Here is a 21,140-nt window from a genome sequence, read left to right as displayed (position 1 = left end):
GGCGCGCAGCGGGCGGCGGCGCAGCGCGCCGAGCGGGCGGCGCGGTGCGGCAGCGGCGGGCTGCTCGGCCACGGGCTCGTGGGCAACGGGCTCGTGGGCAACGGGCTCGGCAGCGGCAGGCTCGGCGGCGACGGAATCGTCAGCCGGCGGCTCGGCGTCCGGGTGGGGGGTGGTCGGCTCGGGCATGGCCGGGCGGACTCCTTCGGTCGGGCCGGACGGCCGCCCGGCCCCGAAGGGGTGGGGTCGGGCGGCCGGCTGGGGCACGCGGGGTGCCGAGGTGGGTCAGCTCCAGATGTCGGTGATCGGCGCGGCGGTGGCGCTGTTGCCGACCAGGTTCAGGCCGTACATCTGCTCCAGGGTGGCGAGCACGTTGTAGTGGTTGATGGTCTCGCTGTACTGACCCGGGGCCACGCCCGCACCGTAGAAGATGGTCGGGATCTGGTTGCTCTCGGTGTAGTCGTCCTCGTCCCAGGTGACGACCAGCAGGCTGTTGTTCTGCTGCGCCCAGGTGGCGTAGGCGGAGAGGTTGTTCTGCAGCCAGCTGTCGCCCTGCGCGATGGTGCCGTCGTGCATGTCGTCGTCCAGGTTCGGGATCACGAACGACACGGTGGGCAGGGTGCTGAAGTCGCTCGGGAAGGAGCTGAAGGGCTGCTGGTCGGCGGCCGGGACGTTGCTGAAGTTGGCCCACGGCGCGTGCTTGCGGGCGTAGGCGCCCGAGGTGCACTTGGTGGAGCCGGCCGAGGGCAGGTCCTCGGAGTAGCCCTGGAAGGTGTCGCCCGCGGCGAGCAGCTCGGAGCCGAGGTTGGCGGTGTTGCCCTCGTTGACCGGGCAGGAGTCGCCGGTCAGGCCGAAGGTGTCGCCGCCGAAGATCGCCATGTAGTTGGGCTCGCTCGGGTGGCTGACCCCGAACGAGGAGGTCATCAGGGCACCGCCGGAGGCCAGCGAGTTGATGTACGGGGCGTCGTTGGTGTCGCCGATGACGTCGTCGTAGGAGTGGTTCTCCTCCATCACGACGACCACGTGCGAGTAGGTCGGGATGGTGCCCGGGGTGTTGGCTGCGGCGGCCGCCGAGCCACCGCCGGTGAGGGCGGCGGAGAGCGAGACGGCGGTGGTCAGTGCGGCGGCACAGAGCGCGGCGAGACGCGACCTCGAACGCATGGGGTCTCCTGGTGATCCGTGTGGGGTCGAGCCGCTGCCGGGATCGGGCGCGCGGCGGGAGGTGCGGGGAACGGAGGTGCGGGGTACGAGCGTACGGACCGGCCACGTGCCAAAGTTGTCCATGGCCTGTCAGGATCGTGAACTTCACGCGGTGAAGTGGCGGTCGCGGTCCGGTGCGCCGTCAATCGATGAACACCGATTCTGACCGGTCCCATGATGTTCACTCAGAGACACGTCCAAGCCGTTGACTTGATCAATTTCGAGCAAGTAGCTTCCCGATCTGGCAGCGCCCGGCGCTGCCCGTCGAACCGACCGCGAGCACGGCAAAGGGGTGACGTGTGGGCGCGACCGAGCCGCTCCGAGCGGCCCTCGAAGCGGACGGCACGACACCCCGGTTCACCGTCCTCGGCCTGCTGGCCATCGCCGACCCGCGCGAGACCGCGGTGCTGCACGCGTCCAAACCGACCACCCTGCTCGCCGCGCTGCTGGTCCGCCCGAACACCGTGGTCTCGGTGGACTGGCTGCAGCGGGCGATCTGGGGCGAGGAGATCCCCACCACCGCCAAGGCCGCACTGCACTCCTGCGTGCTGCGGCTGCGCCGGCTCTTCGCCCGCTACGGCATCGCCGGGCACGTCATCGAGGCGGTGCCCGGCGGCTACCGGATGCTCGCCGACGCCGCCACCCTGGACCTGCTGGAGTTCCGCGAGTTACTGACCCGGGCCGACCGGACCACCGATCCGGCCGCCCGACTCGCCCTGCTCCGGCGAGCCCTGGACCTGTGGCAACTGCCGGTGCTGGGCAACGTGCCCTCCGACGCGGTGCACCGCGAGGAGGTGCCGCGGCTCACCGAGGAGTGGCTGCGCACCGCCGAACGGGTCTACGACATCGAGCTCGCGCTCGGCCGATGTCGGGACGTGCTCGCCGAGCTCTGGTCGGCGGCCCGCTCGCACCCGGTGCACGAGCGGTTCTGGGAGCAGCTCATCGAGGCGCTGTACCGCACCGGGCGGCGGGCCGACGCGCTCGCCGAGTACCGCCGGGTCCGCGACCACCTGCTGGAGGAGCTCGGCGTCGACCCCGGGCCGACCCTGCGGCGACTCGAACTCGCCATCCTGCGCGGCGAGTCGCTCACCGGCGGGCCGCCGGATCACCCGCCCGGACCACCCGACCCGCTGCCACGACCGCCGACGCGGCAGCCGCTGCCGCAGCTGCCGGACGGCTCACCCGACCGGTTCGACCGCCTCGACCCCGACCTGCCGGCCACCGGCGAACTGGTGCTGGACACCCTGGTCCGGGCCGGCCTGCTGCACGAAGGGCCGCGCGGCCACTACCGGGTGCACGAGCTGCTCCGCTCCTTCACCCGCGCGGCGGCCGGCCACTCCGCCGCCACCACCCCCGCCCACCCCGATCCGGTCGCCACCCCCGCCCGAGCCACCCCTGCCCGAGCCACCCCGCCGCCCGGTACGGAACCGCCCGGCACACCAGAGCTTTGAGGGAGTCATGACGGACACGGTGCTGTACCAGGAACTCGCCGAGACCCGCCCGCGGATCCGCCGCGACGTGCTCTACACCCAGACCCCCACCGGGGTGCTCTTCCACAACGCCCACGGCGGCTTCAGCCTGACCACCAAGAACGCCTACCGGTTCGCGGCCCTGCTGGTCCCGCACCTGGACGGCACGAACCGGCTCGCCGACCTGTGCGAGGGCCTGGGCGAGAGCCAGCGCACCATGATCGCCGAGCTGGTCGCCACCCTCTACAAGCGCGGCTTCGCCCGCGACGCCGGGCCGGCCCCCGAGGGCCCGCCGGTGCTCGCCGAGCCGGTCGCCGCCCGGTTCGGCGCCCAACTGGAGTACCTGGACCACTACGTGAACGGCGCCGCCGACCGCTTCGACCGCTACCGGCGCACCCGGGTCGCGGTGCTCGGCGCGGGCGAGGTGGCCCGCTGGTGCGCGCTGAGCCTGGTGCGCAACGGGTGCGCCGAGCTCGCGGTGCAGCAGGAGTGCGGGGAGCTGGCCGCCGAGGTGGCGGACCTGGTGGGTGCCGGCTGTGCGGTGACGGTCCGTCAACTCGGCGAGGTGGGCGGCTGGTCCGACCTCGACGGGGTCGACCTGGTGGTGGTCACCGACGGCGCCCGGGCCGCGCTGGGCCTGCTGGCCGCCGGCCTGCCGGACGGGCGGCGGGTGCTGCCCGCCTGGACCATCGGGGACCGCGCGGTGCTCGGTCCGCTGCTCGCCACCGGGCAGCCCGGCTGCTGGATCTGCGCCGCGCTGCGGCTGGGCGCCAACGGCGAGCCGGGTGCCGCGGCCGAACTGTGGGGCGGCGTGGCGCCGTTGGCGGCGCTGGAGTCCGCCGGCCGGGAGCCCGGGCGGGCGCTGGCCGCGATGCTGGGCAACCTGCTCGGCTACGAGGTGTTCCGGCTCACCACCGGCGTGCTGCCGGCGGAGACCGACGGCAAGCTGATCGTGCAGCACCTGGACACCCTGGACACCGCGTGCGAGCCGCTGCTGCCGCACCCGCGGTGCCCGCACTGCACCGCGCTGCCCGCCGCACCCGAGGCCGAGGCGGCGGCCGAGCCGCTCGCCACCCCCGGCGAGCTGGACGCCGCCGACCTCCCCACTGCCGAGCCGGTCGACGGCCCGGCCGAGGAGGCCGCCGCCCAGGCCGCCCTGGCCGAGCTGGAGACCCGCGCGGTGCTGCTCCGTCCGCACGCCGGGGTGTTCACCGAGTACGCCGACGACGAGTGGCGCCAGACGCCGCTCAAGGCCGGCACCGTCACCCTGCACCCGCGCCCGGGCGAACGCCGCCTGATCACCGCCTTCGACGTCCACCACGTGGCCGGCGCCCGGCTGCGCGCGCTCCACCGGGCCGCCGAGGTCTACGCCGAGCAGGTGATCCCGGTGGTCGCGGCCACCGCCGCCGAGGCCGAGCTGCCCCGGGTCGCAACCGACGCTCTGGGCACCGCCAGCGGCGTGCGCCCGACCGGGCCGACCCGCTGGGCTCCGGTGCGCTCGCTGCACACCGGCGCCGCGCTGCTGGTGCCGGCCGGCGCGCTGCGCCCGTTCGGTCCGCACAACCAGGACCGGGTCTTCGAGCCCACCAGTGCGGGCATCGGCGCCGGCGGCACGCTCACCGAGGCGACCAGCCGGGCGCTGCGCTCGGCGCTGGGCTACGACGCGCTGCGGCTGGCGCTGCGCGGCGAGGTCGCACCGGCCGCCGTGCCGCTGGACCTGCTGCCGGCCGACCGGGAGCTCACCTTCCTGATCCGGTCGGCCAAGAACCTGGGCGTGGAGCTGGAGGTGCTGCGGCTGGACGGGCCCGGCGCGCCGCTGCCGGTGGTGCTGGCCCGCACCGGCGCCGGTGCGTGGACCCTGGCCTGTGCGGGGAGCCTCGGCGCGGCGGTGCCGGCGGCGGTCCGGGACCTGCTCGGGGTGGTCCAGCTGGAGCGCGACCTGGGTCCGGACGAACCGGCCGACACCGGCGATCCGCTGCTGCGCGAGCTGGACCCGGCGGTCCTGGTGGCCGGCGACGGCGACCCGGGCGTGGGTGACGCCGGTGCGGGCGGGCGGTGCGGCTGGGCCCGGGCGCTGGAGCTGCTGCGCGCGGCCGGGCGCGAGGTGCTGGTGGCCCCGGCGGGCGCGCCCGACCTGCGGGCCGGCCGGATCGAGGTGGTCAAGGTCCTGTTGGCGGACGGGATCGCCGGTGCGCACTGAGCTCATCGACCGGCCGGGCCAAGGTGGCGGCCCGGCCCCGACTCCCGGGCTCTGGGAGACGGTCCGGTCCGCGCTGCCCGGGCACCCCGAACTGCTGGGCGCTCGGGACGAGTTGGCGGTGCCGGCGGAGGGCGCCGAGCCCTCGCGGGTGCTGCTGCACGGCCACCACGCGCTGATCGGCCCGGCTGCGGTCAGCCCGCCCGACAGTACTCCGCCGCCCGGCGGCAGTTCGCCCTGCCCGCGCTGCCTGGCCCGCCGCTGGCAGGCGGTCCGCTCCGGCCCCCTGCGCGAGGCGCTGGAGCTGGGCGGCGAGACCCGGGCCACCGGTGAGCCGCCGTGGGCCCTGCCCTTCCTCGCCGACGCCCTGGCCGCCGTGCTGACTCTCCGTCAGGAGCAGCTGCCGGACGACCGGGTGCAGCTGCTCGACCTGGAGACGCTGCGGGTCGGCAGCTACCCGCTGCTGCCCGACGCCGAGTGCCCGCGCTGCGCGCTGCGCACCGAGGACAGCGCAGCGGCCGCCCGCCTCACCCTGACCAGCCGACCGAAGACCGCCCCGGACAACTTCCGGCTGCGCCGGATCGAGGACCTCGGACTGTCGCTGCCCGCCTTCGTCAACCCGGTGGCCGGCATGCTCGGCCCGTCGGTGGTGCCCGACCTGGTCTCCGGCACCACCTCCGCCACCGTCGGCTGCTTCACCATGCGCAGCGGCAGCTACCTGCGCGAGGCCTTCTGGGGCGGCCACACCACCGCCTACCGGACCAGCACCGAGGTCGGCCTGCTGGAGGGGCTGGAGCGGTTCGCCGGGATGCGCCCGCGCGGCCGGCGCACCGCCGTGCTGGCCGCCCACCAGGACCTGGGCGACCGCGCGCTCGACCCGCGCAGCTGCGGGCTGTACTCGGCGGAGTTCCACCGCCTGCAGCCCGCCGTGCGGCCGTACGCGCCTGACCGGCCGATCCCCTGGGTCTGGGGCTGGTCACTGCGGGACGAACGCCCGCTGCTGGTCCCCGAGATCACCGCCTACTACCACGCGCCCGGCGGGGTGGCGAACCGCTTCGTGCAGGAGAGCTCCAACGGCTGCGCCTCCGGCGGCTGCCTGGAGGAGGCGCTCTACCACGGGCTGATGGAGGTGATCGAGCGCGACGCCTTCCTGCTCGCCTGGTACGGGCGGCTCGCACTGCCGGAGATCGACCCGACGGCCGGCACCCGGCCGCAGACCCGGGAGCTGGTCGACCGACTGGCGCTGTACGGCTACCGGGCGCGGTTCTTCGACACCCGGATCACCTTCCCGGTCCCGGTGGTGACCGCGGTCGCCGAGCGGGTCGACGGCGGGCTCGGCCGGCTCTGCTTCGGCGCGGGCGCGAGCCTGGACCCGGAGACGGCGCTCGCCGCCGCGCTGGCCGAGATCGCCACCGACGCGGTCAACCTGCGCCGCCGCACCGCCCGTGACGAGGCCCGACTGCGCGCGATGGCGGACGACTTCGGCCAGGTCCGGGTACTGCACGACCACCCGCTGCTCTACGGGCTGCCGGAGATGGCCGGGCACGCCGACTTCCTGCTGCGGGAGCGCGGCACCCGGCTGACACCGGCCGCGCTGGGCGCCGGGCCGCGGGCCATCCGGCCCGGCGGGGACCTGCGCGAGGACCTGCGGCGGTGCGTCGCGGCGGTCAGCGCGGCGGGCTTCGACGTGATCGCGGTCGACCAGACCATGCCCGAGCAGCGGGCGCTCGGCCTGCACACGGTGAGCGTGCTGGTGCCGGGGCTGCTGCCGATCGACTTCGGCTGGCACCGGCAACGGGCCCTGACCATGCCCCGGCTGCGCAGCGCCCCGCGCGAGGCCGGCCTGCGGGCCCGCGACCTACGCCCCGAGGACCTCAACTGGGCACCACATCCGTTTCCCTGACTGTTCGTCAGCTCCGTTCGCCGATCGACCGATCGCCAGCTCGCCCGCGCCGGCCGTCCGCCGGGTGCCCGAGAGAGGAAGCAGCATGGGCTACGCCCACGAGTACGCGGCCGCGGTGATGCGGCGCGGCCGGGTCCCGATGGAACCGGCCGACTTCGTGCCCGACTGGGCCGACCGGCCGCGCAAGGGCAAGCACTTCACCGGCGCCGAGCACTTCCCGCTGCCCGACGGCATGGTGGCGCCCGCCGCCACCGTGCAGCGCGGCCTGCACGGGCCGGGCGGCGACGGCGGGTTCACCCTGGAGCTGCTCGGCGGCATGCTGCGCGACTCCTACGGCCTGACCGGCCGGCGGCTGGCGGTGCAGGCCAACTCCGACCTCGGCTCGCTGCCGCTGGCCACGCACGCCAACTACTCCCGCGGCACCGCCTCGGGCGGCGGGCTCTACCCGATCGGCGTGCACTGGGTGTGCGGCGGCAGCGGCCCGCTGGCCCCCGGTGTCTACCACTACGCGACCGGGCAGCACGCCGTGCAGCGGCTGCTGGCGGGCGACGTCTCGGACCGGGTCGGCGCGGCGCTCGGCGGGTTCGGGCCGGCCACCGACCAGTACCTGGTGCTCGGCGTGAAGTTCTGGCAGAACGCCTTCAAGTACAACAGCTTCGCGTACCACGTGGTCGCGATGGACATCGGCGCGCTGCTGGCGACCTGGCGGATCTGGGCCGGGGCGCACGGGCTGCGGATCGCGCCCGCGTTCTGGTTCGACGAGCGGCGGATCGGGCAGCTGCTGGGCATGGCCCCCGAGCAGGAAGGCGTCTTCGCCGTGGTCCCGCTGCGCTGGCAGGGCGGCGCCGGCAGACCCGCCCGGCCGGTGGCACCGGAGTCGGTGCGGGTCCGGGCCACCGACCAGGAACGCTCCCGCCGGGTCCTGGAGTTCGAGACCGTGCAGCGGGTGCACGCGGCCACCCTCGCCGGGGCGACCGAGCGGCCCGCCCCGCCGGCCCTCGCCGCGGCCCTGGCGGCGGCGACCGACCCGGCCCCCGGCGGCCCCGCGCTGGCGTTACCCGCCCCCGCGCCGCTGACCGCCGACGTGCGCACGGCGCTGCGCGCCCGGCGCAGCAGCTTCGGCCGGTTCACCGGCCGACCACCGATCTCCGTCGAGCAGTTGAGCACCGCCCTGGCCGCCGCCGCGGCCGCCGGACGGCTCGACAGCGACACCGAGTGCCCGCCGTCCGGCGGCCCGGGCACCCCTCCGCTGACCCGCCTGTACGTCTTCGTCAACCACGTCGCCGGGCTGACCCCCGGCAGCTACCGCTACCAACCCGCGGACCACACCCTGCAGTTACTGCACCCGGGCGCGCCCGGCGCCTTCCTGCAACAGAACTACTTCCTGGCCAACTACAACCTGGAGCAGGCCGGCGCGATGATCCTCGCGGCCACCCCGACCGGCGCGGTGCTGGACGCCCTCGGCGACCGGGCGCTGCGGCTGGTCAACGCCACCGTCGGCGCGGTCTCCCAGGCGCTCTACACCGCCGCCGCGGCCGCCGGCCTGGCCTGCGGAGTCGCGCTGGGCTTCGACTGCGTCTCCTACGCCGAACACCTGGCACTGGGCGATCCGAGCAGCGGCCCGCTCGACGGCGAGATCCCGATGCTGATCATGATGATCGGCCGGGAACAACGCGCAGCCGCCGACTTCGACCACCGGATCGCCTGAAGTGCCGGGGGCGGACGTGACCACGGAGACGGCCGGCCGAGCCGGCCTGGGACGCCACTTCATGCTGCGGGTCGGCGGGCTGCCGATCGAGGCGGTGCACGGCCTGCGGGCGCCCGACTCGCTCGCCTGGGCCGAGCAGCTGCTGACCGAGGAGGAGCGACTGGCGGCGCTGGGCGCCCGGCTCAGCGACCAGCTCGCGGTGCTGGTGAAGGGCGCCGTCACGCCGGAGCGGCGGCGGGCGCTGCTCGGGCTGCGCCGGCAGGTGTTCAACGGCCGGCTGCCGAGCCGGCCGGCCGAGGTGCTGGCGCTGGCCCGCGGGATCGGCGGCCCGACCGGCGAGCTGCTCACCGAGTGGCTGCTGGCCCGGCAGCGGCTGGACCGGCTGGCCGCGCGCGGCCCGGCCGTGCTGGCCGCCGACCTGACCGCCACCCGGCGGGAGCTGCACCGGCTGGCCGAGCGGGACGAACTGCGGCTCGGCCTGCTGCTCGCCTCCCCGACCCTGGCCGACCGGATCTCCGTCCAGCTCGGCGACCCGGCGGCCACCCCGGACAAGCGGGCCCGCAAGATGGAGCGTTCGGTGCTCTCCTACCTGTACCGGACGGCCTGCAAGACCAGCCCGTTCAGCACCTTCACCCCGGTGGCCCCCGGCCGCTTCGACACCGGCGACGACGTGCCGGACGGCGGTGAACTCCGGCTCGGTGCCGGGCGGAGCAGCCACCCCCGGCTGAACGTGGTGGTGCTGGCGCGGCTGGCCGAGCTGATCGCCGCCGACCCGGTGCGCCGTCGCGACCTGCCGCTGGCCCCGGCCTCCGGCTGGGAGCTGACCGACGACCGGATCCGCTACGTCCAGCGCTCGGTCACCGCGGCCGACGCCGCCACCCCGGTCAGCTTCGACGCGGCCCGGGACCGGCTCTTCTTCCTGCGGCTGAGCGGGGTCCTGGAGCAGTTGCTGGCGCTCTTCGCCGAACGCCCGCGGATCCGCTACGGCGAGCTGGCCGAGCTGCTGCGGGACCAGACCCGGGGCAGCACCGCCGACGCCGAGCACTACCTGCACGCGCTGCTGGACGTCGGCATGCTGCAACTGCCCGCGCTGGCCGTCGACGTGCACACCACGGACCCGATCCGCGCCTTCCAGGCCGCGCTGCGCGAGCTGGACCGCCCGTGGGCCGACGCGGTGGCCCGGCAGCTGGCCGGCCCGGCCGAGCTGATCGAGCGCTACCCCGCCGCCGACGCGACGGCCCGGCAGGAGTTGCTCGCCCGGCTGCGCGCGGAGCTGGCCGGGCTGCGCGCACGGCTGGCCGACGGCCTCGCCGAGCCGCCCGCGCTGCCGCAGACCCTGCTGTACGAGGACGTGGCGGCCGGCGCGGTGTCGGCCGGCGCCGCCGACTGGGCCGAGCTGGCGGCCCGCCCGCTGGACGAACTCGCCGCGATCCTGCCGCTCTTCGACCTCGGCCTGGCCCAACGGCTCACCCTCAAGGGCTTCTTCCTGGCCCGGCACGGCCGCGGCGGCAGCTGCCCGGACCTGCTGCAGCTGGTGCACGACTTCCACGAGGACATCTTCAACCAGTACCTGCAGTTCACCGCCCTCAAGCCGGCGCAGGGCCCGGACGGCGGCTACCCGCCCGAGGAGAACTGGCTGGGCCTGCCGGAGCTCACCGCGCTCGACCGGGCCCGGGCCGAACTCGCCGAGCGGATGCGGCAGAAGTGGCGCGCGGGCGGCGCGGAGGTGGTGCTGGAGCCGGCCGACCTGGCCGCGGTGGCCGACGAACTCGCGCCGCTGAGCGGGCGGTTCGCGCCGCACAGCCACTTCGTGCAGCCGGCCGTGCCGGTGACCGGGGAGCCGCTGCTGGTGCTCAACCACTCCTACGGCGGCCTGGCCTTTCCGTTCACCCGCTTCACCCACTGCTTCGCGGCCCCAGACGGCGGCGTCGTCGAAGGGCCGGACGGCGCGGACGGCGCGGACTGCGCAGACGGCGCAGACGGCGCAGACGGCGCACCGCTCGACGACGGCGGGTTGGTCGCCGAACTGCGGGCGGCACTGCGCGCCGCCCAGCCGCCCGGCACCGTCTTCGCCGAGGTCACCGCGGGCGCCGCCACCACCAACCTGAACCTGCACGCCCGGCTGACCGACTACGAGATCGTCTGCCCCGGCGAGACCAGCACCGCCCCGGCAGACGCCCGGCTCCAGCTGGACGACCTGACCGTGGCGCACGACCCGGTCGCCGACCGGCTGCTGCTGCGCTCGAAGCGGCTGGGCCGCGAGGTCGTCCCGCTCTACCTGGGCTACCTGGTCCCGATGGTGCTGCCCGAGATCCCGCGCAGCCTGCTGCTCTTCTCCCCCACCTCGCGGGTCACCCCCGAGCTGTGGCGGGGCGTGCCCACCGGCCCCGCCGAGGACGGGGTGACCCGCCGCCCCCGGGTCCGCTACGGCCGGCTGGTGCTGCACCGGCGCAGCTGGACCGCCGCCCCCGAGGCGCTGCCGCAACCGCGCCCCGGGCAGCGCGAGGCGGAGCGCTTCCTGGACTGGCAGCGCTGGCGCCGCCGGCATCGGCTGCCTGCCCAGGTCTTCGCCCGGGTGCTGCCGGTGGCCGGGGAGCAGGTGGGCGGCAGCAAGCCGCAGTACCTGGACTTCGCCAGCCCGCTCTCGCTGCTCGCCCTGGACGGGCTGCTGAGCGGCGGCCCGGTCCGGCTGCTGCTGGAGGAGATGCTGCCCGGCGACCACGAGTTGCCCGTCCGCTCCGCGCAGGGCCGGCACGTCGCCGAACTGGCCCTGGAGATCATCCCGGACCTCCCGGAGGGGGGAGCCCAGCCGTGACCGAGTCCACCTCGCCCATCTCGCCCGCCGAGTCCGCTGCGTCCAGCGCAGCCGGCGCGCCCGGCGACTGGCAGGCCTACCACGTCTTCTACGCCGCCAGCCCGCGCCCGCTGCTGCTGAACTGCGTGCGCCCGCTGGTCGCCGAGCTGACCGGGGAGGGCCTGCTGGCCGGGTACTTCTTCATCAACTACTGGCTGGAGGGCCCGCACCTGCGGCTGCGACTGCGGCCCGCCTCCCCCGCCGCGGCCGGCCCGGTCGGCGAGCGCGCCGAGGCCGCGATCACCGAGTTCCTGCGCCGCCGCCCCGCCCTCTACGAGGTGAAGGACAGCTTCTTCGCCGAGCTCTACAACACCCTGTTCGAGCTGGAGTACCGCGAGGAGGACCGCGCCCGGCTGCTCGGCCCCGACGGGCGGATGCGACTGCGGCCCAACAACAGCTTCAGCGCCGAGCCCTACGAGCCGGAGTACGGCAAGTACGGCGGCCCGGCCGGGGTGGCGCTGGCCGAGTGGCACTTCCAGCGCTCCAGCGACCTGGTGATCGAGGCCACCCGCACCATGAACCTGCACCTGCGCACCGTGGTGCTGGGCCTGGCCGCCCAGCTGATGATGACCATGTCGGCCTGCTTCCTCGGCGACACCGACCAGCTGCTCGGCTTCCTGGACCGCTACCACGCGTTCTGGAACGGCGCCTTCGCGGGCACCAACTTCACCGCGCAACAGGGCTACGACCGCGCCTACGGCAGCACCGGCGAGGCGCTGGCCGACCGGTTCCGGGCAGTCCGGGCGGCGGTCGACGCGCGGGCCCTCACCCGGCTGCCCAGCCTGCTGCACGGCTGGGCCGAGCACTGCCTGGAGCTGCGCGCCCGGGCGGTGGCGCTGGCCGAGCGCGGCGAGCTGGTCTTCCGCTCCTGGGACGGCGAGCGCGACCTGCCGGTCCGCGACCCGGCCCAGGCGCTGCCGATGCTGCTCTCGCCGTACGCGCACATGACCAACAACCGGCTCTCGGTGACCGTCCGGGACGAGGCCTACCTCTCCTACGTGCTGGCCCGCGCCCTGCGCGAGCCCTCCTCGGCGGTGACACCGTGATGCCGGCCCGGGTGGTGATGCCGAGATGACGACCAGTCAGCTCCTGGAGCTGCGGCCCAGGTTGCGCCCCGAGCTGCGGTTCAGTCGCCCGCTGCGGCGCGGCCCGGCGGTGGTCCACCTGCTGCGCGACCCGGTGGCCGACCGGCGGCTGGAGCTCGGGGTCAAGGAGCACTTCCTGATCAGCCGGATGGACGGCACCCGGAGCCTGGCCGAGCTGGGCGAGAGCTACGCCGCACAGTTCCGGACCCGGCTCGGCGAGGCGCAGTGGCAGCAACTGCTCGGCCTGCTCCACGGGCGCGGCCTGCTGGCCGACGTCCCGGCCCGGCCGCCGGCCGCGGGCGGCGGTGGTGGCGGCGGTGACGGTGGCGGTGGTGGCGGCGGTGGTGGCGGTGGTGGCGGCGGTGGTGGCGGCAACGGCGGCGGTGGCGCCGGTTCTGCGGCGGCCCGGTCGGGCGTGCTGAGCGGCCGGGTGCGGGTGGTCGCCGACCCTCCCGCGCTGCTGGCGCGGCTGCACGCGGCCACCGGCCCCGCCCGCCGGCCCGCCGTCCTGGTCCCGCTGTTCGTCCTGGTGGCCGCGCTGCTGGCCGGCATCGGCTGGCAGCTCGGCGCGCTGACCCACGACACCGCCCGCCTGACGCACCAGCCGGTGACCCTGCTCGCCGTCGGCACCGTGCTCTGGGTCAGCCTGGCCCTGCACGAGCTGGCGCACGGCCTGGTCGGCCACGCCTTCGGCGGGCGGGTGACCGAGATCGGGCTGCGCTGGCGACTGCCGATGACCTACTTGTACTGCGAGGTGGCGGACGTCCAGTTCTTCGCCCGCCGGCGCCGGCAGGTGGCCACCGTCGGTGCCGGGGCGCTGGCCAACCTGGTCTTCCTGCTGCCCTGGTACCCCCTCTGGTACCTGCTGCCGGCGCACGCCCAGGCCCGTCCGTTCCTCGGCGGCCTGCTGCTGCTCGGCACCGCGCTGGCCTTCGCCAACCTGCTGCCACTGCCGCCGCTGGACGGCTACCAGGCGCTGTGCCACGCCCTGGACTGCCTGCAACTGGCCACCGAGAGCCGCCGGTTCACCGCCCTGGCGGTACGCGCTGCGGTGCGCCGCGGACCCGGCCCCGACCCGGCGCTGGCCCGCTACCCCACCCGGCTGCGGCTGCTCCACGGCGGCTACGCGCTGCTCTGCGTGCTGCTCGCCGCCGCAGCCCTGGCCGCGCTCGGCCCGCTCGCCCACCGGCTGCTGCCGGCCCGGCTGGCGGGGGTGGCGCCCTGGACCCCGCTGCTGGCGGTCGCCGCGGCGCTGCTGCTGTGGAGCGCGGGGCTGCTGCTGCGCCGGCTGCGCGGGGGCACAAACCCTGAAGGACTCGGGAAAGCGAGCAGATGAGCACACCTGACACCCCGCAGGCCCCGGCCGCCGTGGCCCTCACCGGGGTGACCAAGCGGTACGGCGAGGTCCTCGCCCTGGACGACGTCTCGCTGATCGTCGAACCCGGCGAGTTCTTCGGCATCCTCGGCCCCAACGGCGCCGGCAAGACCACCCTGGTGGAGATCGTCGAGGGCCTGCGCCGCCCGGACACCGGCCGGGTGACGGTGCTCGGCGAGCAGCCCTGGCCGCGCAACACCGGCCTGCTGCGCCGGCTCGGCATCCAGACCCAGGCCTCGGCCTTCTTCACCCGGCTGACCGCGCTGGAGCACCTGGAGACGGTCGCCGCGCTCTACCGGCTGGACCGGGCCGCCGCACGGCGCGCGCTGGACCTGGTCGAGCTGGGCGACAAGGCGCGCAGCCGGATCGAGGTGCTCTCCGGCGGCCAGCGCCAGCGGCTGGCCCTGGCCACCGCGCTGGTCCACGAGCCGGAGCTGATCTTCCTGGACGAGCCGACCGCCGCGCTGGACCCGGCGGCCCGCCGCTCGCTCTGGGAGGTGCTCGGCGCGCTGCGCGGGGCCGGGCGGACCATCGTCCACACCACCCACCACCTGGACGAGGCGCAGGCGCTCTGCGACCGGGTGGCGATCCTGGCCCACGGCACGGTCCTCGCCGTGGACAGCCCCGGCAACCTGATCCGCTCGCTGGCCCGGCCCACCCGGCTGGCGCTGCCGGCCCACCGGCTGACCGCCGAGCAGGCCGCGGCCCTGCCCGAGGTGGAGCGGACCGAGCTGGCGGGCGGCGAACTGGTGCTCTGGACCAGGGCCGCGAACCGGGTGCTGATCGCGCTCGGCGAGCTGGTCGACCTGGCCGAGGTGCAAACCCGCACCGCCACCCTGGAGGACGCCTACCTCGCCCTGACCGGCGCCCCGACCGGATCGGAGCCGCGATCGTGACCGCCTACCTCGCCGTGACCCGGGCCACCGCGCTGGCCTACCTCCGCGACCGCACCTCGGTGATCTTCACCTTCGCCTTCCCGCTGCTCTTCCTGGTCGTCTTCGGCCTGATCTTCCACGGGCAGCGGGTCGACGGCGGCCTGTCCTACATCAACTACATCGCCCCCGGGGTGCTCTCCTGGGGGATCGGCAACGCCGCCGTGTTCGGCGTCGCCTTCACCCTGATGCACTGGCGGCGGGACGACCTGCTGCGGCTGATCTGGCGGACCCCGACCCCGCTCGGCTCGGTGCTCGGCGCCCGCTACCTGGTCGCGCTCGGCACCGGCCTGGTCCAGGCGCTGCTGTTCGTCGTGGTGGCGCTGACCGCCTTCGGGCTGCGGGTGCACAGCGGCTGGCCGCTCGCCCTGCCCGTGCTGGTGCTGGGCACCACCGCGTTCGCCGCGCTCGGCCTGCTGGTCGGCACGTTCACCGACACGCCCGAGGCGGTGGCGGCGGTGGCCAACTGCCTGATGGTGCCGATGGCCTTCCTGTCCGGTGCCTTCTACCCCATCGACCTGATGCCGGGCTGGCTGCGCGCCCTGTCCCGGGTGCTGCCGCTGCGCTACTTCGACGAGGGCGTCACCGACGCCTTCGGCGGCCGCGGCGGTGTCGGCACCCCGCTGCTGGACTGCGCCGCGCTGGTCGGCTTCACCGTGCTCTTCGCCGTGGCGGCGGGGCGCCTCTTCCGCTGGAGCAACCGGACATGACGCAGCCGCACCACCAGAACACCTCGCCGGGGCCGTTGCAGGGCCCGGCGCCGGTCCGGTCGAAGGCCCCGCGGTCGGGCCCGTCGCAGGGCCCGGGGTCGGGCCCGTCGCAGGGCCCGTCGCGGTTCCCGGCCCAGGGCCGGCCGCCGATCCTCGCCGCGGCGCGGGCGGCGCTGGCCGGGCGGCTGGCGGAACGGGCCGCCACCGCAGGGCTGCCCGCCCCGGCGGTGGCCGCCCTCGGCGACGCCGACCTGCTGGGGCCGCAGCCGCTCCCGCAGGCGCGGGAGCGGGCCGCCGCCACGGTGCACCTGAGCGGGCAGGCGGTGCTGGTCGGGCCCTGGGGCGGGGCGGGCGGGGCGGTCCGCGGGGTGGCAGCGGGGGCGCCCGGCGCGTGCGGGTGCTGCCTGGCGATGCGCTGGCAGCGGCTGCGCAGCCGCACCGAGCGGGAGGCACTGGAGACCGGCCTGGCCCTCACCCCGGTGGCCGACGGCTGGCCCGTCCTCACCGGTCACGCCGTCGACGCCGTCTGGGCCCTACACCGCGCCGTCATCGGCCCGGACACGCCCCGGTCGAACCCCGAGGACCCCGCCCGGGTCTCGCCGGCCTCGCCGCTCTCCCACGTCTCCCGGCTCGACCTGGACACCTTGCGCGTGCAGACCGTCCCGCTGCTCCCCGAACCGCTCTGCCCCGCCTGCGCCGCCGCCGGCTCCACGTGGCCGGCCGGCGAGGGCCCGGTGCTGCCGCTGCGCTCGCGCGTCAAGTCCGCCCCGGACGCCTACCGGCTGCGCCCCGCCGCCGACTACCCGCTGCCGGCCGCCGCGCTGGCCAACCCGGTCTGCGGGGCGCTGGGCGCCGGCACCTGGTCCGACGTCACCTCGCCCACCACCGCGCCGGTGGCCGGCAGCGTCTTCATGCGCGGTTATGCGGGCCTGACCGACGTCACCTGGAGCGGCCAGGCGAACTCCTTCGCCGGCAGCCGCGGCCTGGCCTTCCTCGAGGGTCTGGAGCGCTACGCCGGCACCCACCGGCGCCGCACCGCCCGACCGCTCACCGACTCCTACCGCAACCTGGCCGGCGCCGCGCTGGACCCGCACGACTGCGGCCTGTACGCCGAGCAGACCTACCGCGACGACCCGATGCTCTCCCCGTTCGACCCCGACCGCCCGATCCCCTGGGTGCCGGGCTGGTCACTGCGCGACGAGCGACCGATCCTGGTCCCGGCCCGGCTCTGCTACTACAGCGCGGGCACCGCCGCCGACAACTTCGTCTTCGAGTGCTCCAACGGCTGCGCGATCGGCAGCTGCCTGGAGGAGGCGATCCTGTTCGGCCTGCTGGAGCTGATCGAGCGGGACGCCTTCCTGCTCGGCTGGTACGGCAACGCGGCGCTGCCCGAGCTGGACCTCGACGCGCTGCTCGACGGCGGGCCGGCGGGCGAGTCCGCGGCCGGCGGCTCACCTACCGCTCCCACCGCTCCTCCTGCTCCCGCCCTGCGCGCGATGATCGACCGGGCCGCGTTGCAGGGCTACCGGGTGCGCGCCTTCGACAACCGGGTGGACCTCGCCGTCCCGGTGGTGACCGCGGTCGCGGTGCGTGAGGACGGCGGTCCCGGCACCCTGGCCTTCGCCGCCGCGGCCGGTTTCGACCCGGCGGCCACCCTGGAGTCCGCGGTGGCCGAGATCCTCACCTACATCCCGCACCTGCCCGGGCAGGTCAGCGCCCGCCCCGCCGAACTCGCGGCGATGGCCGAGGACTTCGACCTGGTCCGGCGGCTGCCCGACCACGCCGCGCTGTTCGGCCTGCCGCGGATGGCCGAGCACGCCCGCAGCTACCTGGCCCCGGCCGCCCGGTCGACCCCCGCCGAGGCCTACCGCTCCTGGGCCAAGGAGCGCCCGCAGACCCTGGACCTGCTCGACGACCTGCTCTTCCTGCGCGACCAGCTGGTCCGGGCCGGGTTCGACGTGATCGTGGTCGACCAGACCACCCCCGAGCAGGCCCGGCTCGGCCTGCGCACCGTCTGCACCCTGGTGCCCGGGCTGCTGCCGATCGACTTCGGCTGGGCCCGCCAGCGGGCACTGCAGCTGCCCCGACTGCGCACCGCGCTCTACCGGGGCGGGCTGCGCTCCGGCGTGCTGACGGACGCCGACCTGCGCCTGGTCCCGCACCCGTTCCCGTGACGGCTGCCGTGAAGGATTCCGTGACGGGAACGGGTGCGGTTCCTGACCCGACGTCAGGCGGTGCAGCTGGTGGTGCTGGTGGTGCTCGAGCAGGTGCTGGTGCTGGAGCAGCTGGTCGAGGAGCCGAGCATGACCTCGCTGGTGTCGGAGTAGTCGCTGATCTCGAAGGTCTCCGACTCGAGGTTCAGGATCTCCTCGGCCAGGGAGGCAAGGGAGTTGTCAGCCATGGGAACTCCTTCTGGGCTGGGCGGTCGGGGGACACGGGACGGGGACGGCAGCACCGCCACCGCGATCCGCAGCACCAGTTCTACGGCCCGGCGCTGGCACCACCCACCGCGCTCCACTGACAGCTCACTGACACCCATGGGACCGACACTGATGGAACCGATCATTGGGATCACCGGCATGGCCGCCGACGTCGAACCGGCCGCCCTGCACTGGGCCACCGAGCTCTACCTCGACCTGCACCACCACCCCGAACTCTCCGGCGCCGAAGAGCGCACCGCCGCCCGGTTCGCCGCCCGGCTGGACTCGCTCGGCTACCGGGTGACCCGCGGCATCGGCGGTCATGGGGTGGTCGCCGTGCTCCGCAACGGCCCCGGCCCGGTGGTCATGCTGCGCGCCGAACTGGACGCCCTGCCGGTCGAGGAGCGCACCGGCCTGCCGTACGCCAGCGACACCCCCGGCGTGATGCACGCCTGCGGCCACGACGCCCACCTGGCCTGCGCGGCGGGCGCGGCCGCCGAACTCGCCGCCGCCCGCACCGACTGGCGCGGCACCGTGCTGGTGGTCGGCCAGCCCGCCGAGGAGACCCTGACCGGCGCCGCCGCCATGCTCGCCGACGGCCTCTACCGCCGCTTCGAACCGCCCTCCGCCGTGCTCGCCCAGCACACCGTGCCGCTGCCGGCCGGCCTGGTCGCCCACGGGTACGGCCCGGTGACCGCCGGCAGCCGCACCCTGCGCCTGACCCTGCACGGCCGCGGCGGCCACGCCGCCACCCCGCACCTGGCGATCGACCCGGTCCCGGCCGCCGCCGCCGTGGTCCTGCGGCTGCCCGGCCTGGTCGCCCAGGAGACCAGCCCCGCCGAACAGGTGGTGGCCACCGTCGGCGCCCTGACCGCGGGCAGCGACCCGGGCAACGTGATCCCCGACCGGGCCACCCTGACCGTCACCGTGCGCGGCTACTCCGAGGCCGCCCTGGACCGGGTCACCGCCGCCGTGCAACGGGTGGCCCGCGGCGAGGCGCTGGCGTCCGGCTGCCCGCGCGAGCCGGAGATCGAGGAACTCGCCCGCTCCGGCGTCAACCACCCCGACCCGGCCCTCACCGCCACCGTCCGCGCCGCCCACCGCACGGCCTTCGGCCCCCACCGGGTCACCGACTGGCCCCCCTCCCCCGCCACCGAGGACTTCCCCCTCTTCGGCCCCGCCGGCCTCACCCTGCACGGCATCCCCGACATCCGCACCGCCTACTGGATGCTCGGCTCCGTCGGCCCCCGCACCTGGGCCGCCGCCCCCGGCCACACCCCCGCCGAAAAACTGCCCGCCCTGCCGACCAACCACTCCCCGCACTACCACCCCCACGCGAAACTCACCCTCACCACCGGCATCCACGCCCTGGCAACGGCGGCCCGAGCGGTGCTCACCTCCAACTGATCGTTCCAGATCGGGAGCCGGACGGTTCATTCGTCGCCGAGTAGCCGGAGCGATGCCGCTCGAGAGCATCCGGCGGCCCCCTGGACTTGATCTCCTAGCGCCGAGCCCACCAGGCGGTGGCACCACTCGTGCCAGCGGTCACGACGGTGATCAGCCACATGGGGAGCCGATGAATAGTCAGATGTAGTCCACCAACGCGCAGTTCGAACTGCGGACGGTCCGATTTCTGGGTCATGCAGACACGGTAAGCCCGGGCCATGGGGCTGTCAGGGGACAGTGAGGCGCATTCAGGCTGCATGATCGCAAGTTCCTGGACACCCTGGATGAGACAGACGTCTCACCCGCCACCACTCTTGCTTGCGCGAGCAAGACGTCCTACAGTTTTGCTCAGGCAAGCAGGAATCAGCTCAAGCAAGCAAGAGGGAGCGGGCGGATGGGCCGGACGGTCACCGAGACGGCGCGGCGGGCGCAGATCGTCCAGGGGGCGATCGAGGTGCTCGCGGAGGTCGGGTACGCCAAGACCTCGTTCGCCCGGATCGCCCGGCAGGCGGGGCTGAGCAGCACCGGGATGATCTCGTACCACTTCGCCGGCAAGGACGAGTTGATGCGCGAGGTGGTCGCGGAGGTGTGGCGGGTCTCGGAGGCCTACATGCGGCCGCGGATCGCCGCGGCCGAGGGGCACCGGGCCCGGCTGCGGGCGTACATCGAGTCCAACATCGAGCTGCTCGCCGTCCACCCGCAGCACCTGGCCGCGCTGCTGGAGGTGCTGCCCAACCTGCGCGGCGACGAGGACACCCAACAGGGGTACCTGGAGTCCGCGCGCGCCGTGCTGGAGTTCCACCAGCGGCAGATGCAGCAGGCCCAGGCGGACGGCGGGTTCCGGGAGTTCGACGCCTGGGTGATGGCCACCGCGGTGCGCGGCGCGATCGACGCCGTGGTGACCCGGTGGATGACGGACCCGCAACTGGACCCGGCCGCAGTGGGGCGGGAGTTGGCGGACCTGTTCGACGCGGCGACGCGAGCAGAGGCGAAATAGCCCAGAAGTAGCTCGCAGGAAAAAGAAGTAGCGCAAGAGCTGACGGCGAAGGCACGGGAGGGACGAGCAGTCATGGGGGACCTGATGGTGGAATCGACTGAGCGGGTGGAGCCGGCCGTGGCGGCGGAGCGCGGAAGGCCCGGCACGGCCAGGGGCAGGCGCGCGCTGGTGCAGGGGCTGCTCTTCGAGCTGGGGATGCCGGTCGGCGGGTACTACCTGCTGGTCGGACTCGGGGTGAGCCAGTGGGCGGCACTGGTGGTCAGCGGGCTGCTGCTGGCGCCCTGGCTGGTGTACGGGATGGTGCGGCGCGGCCGGGTCGAGGCGATGCCGGTCTTCACCCTGGTGCTGCTGGTGGCGGGCGCGCTGATGTCGCTGGTCACCGGAAGCCCGCGGGTGCTGCTGATCCGGGACAGCTGGCTGTTCGGGGTGCTCGGGCTCTGGGTCCTGGGCACCCTGGCGACCCAGCGCCCGTTCATGCTCACCGCCGGCCGCTCGATCGTCGCCGCGAAGATCGGCGAGCAGGGGGCCGGGGAGTGGCTGGACCGCTGGCACACCGAGCCGCTCTTCCGGCACCAGATGCGGCTGCTCACCGCGGTCTGGGGCGGCGGCTTCCTGCTGGACGCCGGGATCCGGGTGGCCTTCGCCTGCACCCTGCCGGTCGGCGCGGTCCCGCTGGTCAACTCGCTGCAGTGGCTGGTGGTGCTGGGCGCGCTGTTCGGCTTCCACTTCTGGTACATCAGCAAGCACGGCCTGCGGGTGTGACCCCACGACGACGCGGCCAGGGGGGGGGGCCCAACAAGAAGGAAAACCCCCCCCCCCCCCCCCCCCCCCCCCCCCCCCCCCCCCC

15 protein-coding genes and 1 pseudogene are annotated in these 21,140 nt (G+C 75.0%); 13 read left to right on the top strand and 3 right to left on the bottom strand.

Annotation, left to right across the window (positions count from 1 at the left end):
- Nucleotides 1-186, bottom strand: a pseudogene (locus ACQRUO_RS22405) (aminoglycoside phosphotransferase family protein); the annotation flags it as partial.
- 96 nt (nucleotides 187-282) lie between these two features.
- Nucleotides 283-1,158, bottom strand: coding sequence for an alkaline phosphatase family protein (locus tag ACQRUO_RS22400; RefSeq protein WP_428317798.1), 876 nt, complete (start codon nucleotides 1,156-1,158; stop codon nucleotides 283-285).
- A gap of 338 nt (nucleotides 1,159-1,496) precedes the next feature.
- On the opposite strand from ACQRUO_RS22400, the gene ACQRUO_RS22395 reads away from it, so the two are divergent.
- The 10 genes from ACQRUO_RS22395 (at nucleotide 1,497) to ACQRUO_RS22350 (ending at nucleotide 17,604) form a co-directional block, all read left to right on the top strand.
- A complete protein-coding gene (locus ACQRUO_RS22395; protein WP_428317797.1) occupies nucleotides 1,497-2,648 on the top strand; it encodes an AfsR/SARP family transcriptional regulator in 1,152 nt (383 codons plus the stop codon).
- Nucleotides 2,649-2,655: 7 nt separating this feature from the next.
- Nucleotides 2,656-4,866, top strand: a complete 2,211-nt coding sequence (locus ACQRUO_RS22390) for a TOMM precursor leader peptide-binding protein (protein ID WP_428317796.1) — start codon at nucleotides 2,656-2,658, stop codon at nucleotides 4,864-4,866.
- A 73-nt stretch (nucleotides 4,867-4,939) separates the two neighbouring features.
- Entirely contained in the window at nucleotides 4,940-6,766 is a 1,827-nt protein-coding gene (locus ACQRUO_RS22385; protein ID WP_428317800.1) for a TOMM precursor leader peptide-binding protein, read from the top strand.
- Between the two features lie 85 nt (nucleotides 6,767-6,851).
- Nucleotides 6,852-8,474: a nitroreductase family protein gene (locus ACQRUO_RS22380; protein ID WP_428317795.1), complete on the top strand. Its 1,623-nt coding sequence runs from the start codon at nucleotides 6,852-6,854 to the stop codon at nucleotides 8,472-8,474.
- A gap of 16 nt (nucleotides 8,475-8,490) precedes the next feature.
- Nucleotides 8,491-11,289, top strand: coding sequence for a lantibiotic dehydratase (locus tag ACQRUO_RS22375; RefSeq protein ID WP_428317794.1), 2,799 nt, complete (start codon nucleotides 8,491-8,493; stop codon nucleotides 11,287-11,289).
- Between the two features lie 17 nt (nucleotides 11,290-11,306).
- Nucleotides 11,307-12,374 carry a lantibiotic dehydratase C-terminal domain-containing protein gene (locus ACQRUO_RS22370; RefSeq protein WP_428317799.1) on the top strand — a complete coding sequence of 356 codons (1,068 nt, stop codon included), beginning with the start codon at nucleotides 11,307-11,309 and terminating at the stop codon, nucleotides 12,372-12,374.
- A 25-nt stretch (nucleotides 12,375-12,399) separates the two neighbouring features.
- Nucleotides 12,400-13,749, top strand: coding sequence for a M50 family metallopeptidase (locus ACQRUO_RS22365; protein ID WP_428317793.1), 1,350 nt, complete (start codon nucleotides 12,400-12,402; stop codon nucleotides 13,747-13,749).
- Nucleotides 13,746-14,684 carry an ABC transporter ATP-binding protein gene (locus ACQRUO_RS22360; RefSeq protein WP_428317792.1) on the top strand — a complete coding sequence of 313 codons (939 nt, stop codon included), beginning with the start codon at nucleotides 13,746-13,748 and terminating at the stop codon, nucleotides 14,682-14,684. Before ACQRUO_RS22365 ends, ACQRUO_RS22360 begins: the two co-directional genes overlap by 4 nt.
- Nucleotides 14,681-15,430, top strand: a complete 750-nt coding sequence (locus tag ACQRUO_RS22355; RefSeq protein WP_428317791.1) for an ABC transporter permease — start codon at nucleotides 14,681-14,683, stop codon at nucleotides 15,428-15,430. The genes ACQRUO_RS22360 and ACQRUO_RS22355 overlap by 4 nt, the downstream gene beginning before the upstream one ends.
- A complete protein-coding gene (locus ACQRUO_RS22350) occupies nucleotides 15,427-17,604 on the top strand; it encodes a TOMM precursor leader peptide-binding protein (RefSeq protein ID WP_428317790.1) in 2,178 nt (725 codons plus the stop codon). Before ACQRUO_RS22355 ends, ACQRUO_RS22350 begins: the two co-directional genes overlap by 4 nt.
- 53 nt (nucleotides 17,605-17,657) lie before the next feature.
- Here ACQRUO_RS22350 and ACQRUO_RS22345 read toward each other — a convergent pair whose 3' ends face one another.
- On the bottom strand, nucleotides 17,658-17,831 hold the full coding sequence (locus tag ACQRUO_RS22345) for a thiazolylpeptide-type bacteriocin (RefSeq protein WP_266292034.1): 174 nt from the start codon (nucleotides 17,829-17,831) through the stop codon (nucleotides 17,658-17,660).
- A 151-nt stretch (nucleotides 17,832-17,982) separates the two neighbouring features.
- Here ACQRUO_RS22345 and ACQRUO_RS22340 point away from each other — a divergent pair, with 151 nt between their 5' ends.
- From ACQRUO_RS22340 to ACQRUO_RS22330, 3 genes are all read left to right on the top strand, one after another.
- Nucleotides 17,983-19,257, top strand: a complete 1,275-nt coding sequence (locus tag ACQRUO_RS22340) for an amidohydrolase (RefSeq protein WP_428317789.1) — start codon at nucleotides 17,983-17,985, stop codon at nucleotides 19,255-19,257.
- 433 nt (nucleotides 19,258-19,690) lie between these two features.
- Entirely contained in the window at nucleotides 19,691-20,293 is a 603-nt protein-coding gene (locus ACQRUO_RS22335) for a TetR family transcriptional regulator (protein ID WP_428317788.1), read from the top strand.
- An 84-nt stretch (nucleotides 20,294-20,377) separates the two neighbouring features.
- A complete protein-coding gene (locus ACQRUO_RS22330) occupies nucleotides 20,378-21,055 on the top strand; it encodes a VC0807 family protein (protein ID WP_428317787.1) in 678 nt (225 codons plus the stop codon).
- The last annotated feature ends 85 nt before the right edge of the window (nucleotides 21,056-21,140 follow it).

This window comes from Kitasatospora sp. LaBMicrA B282, assembly GCF_050325825.1.
GTDB lineage: Bacteria > Actinomycetota > Actinomycetes > Streptomycetales > Streptomycetaceae > Kitasatospora.
This window is presented reverse-complemented; position numbering and strand designations above follow the sequence as displayed.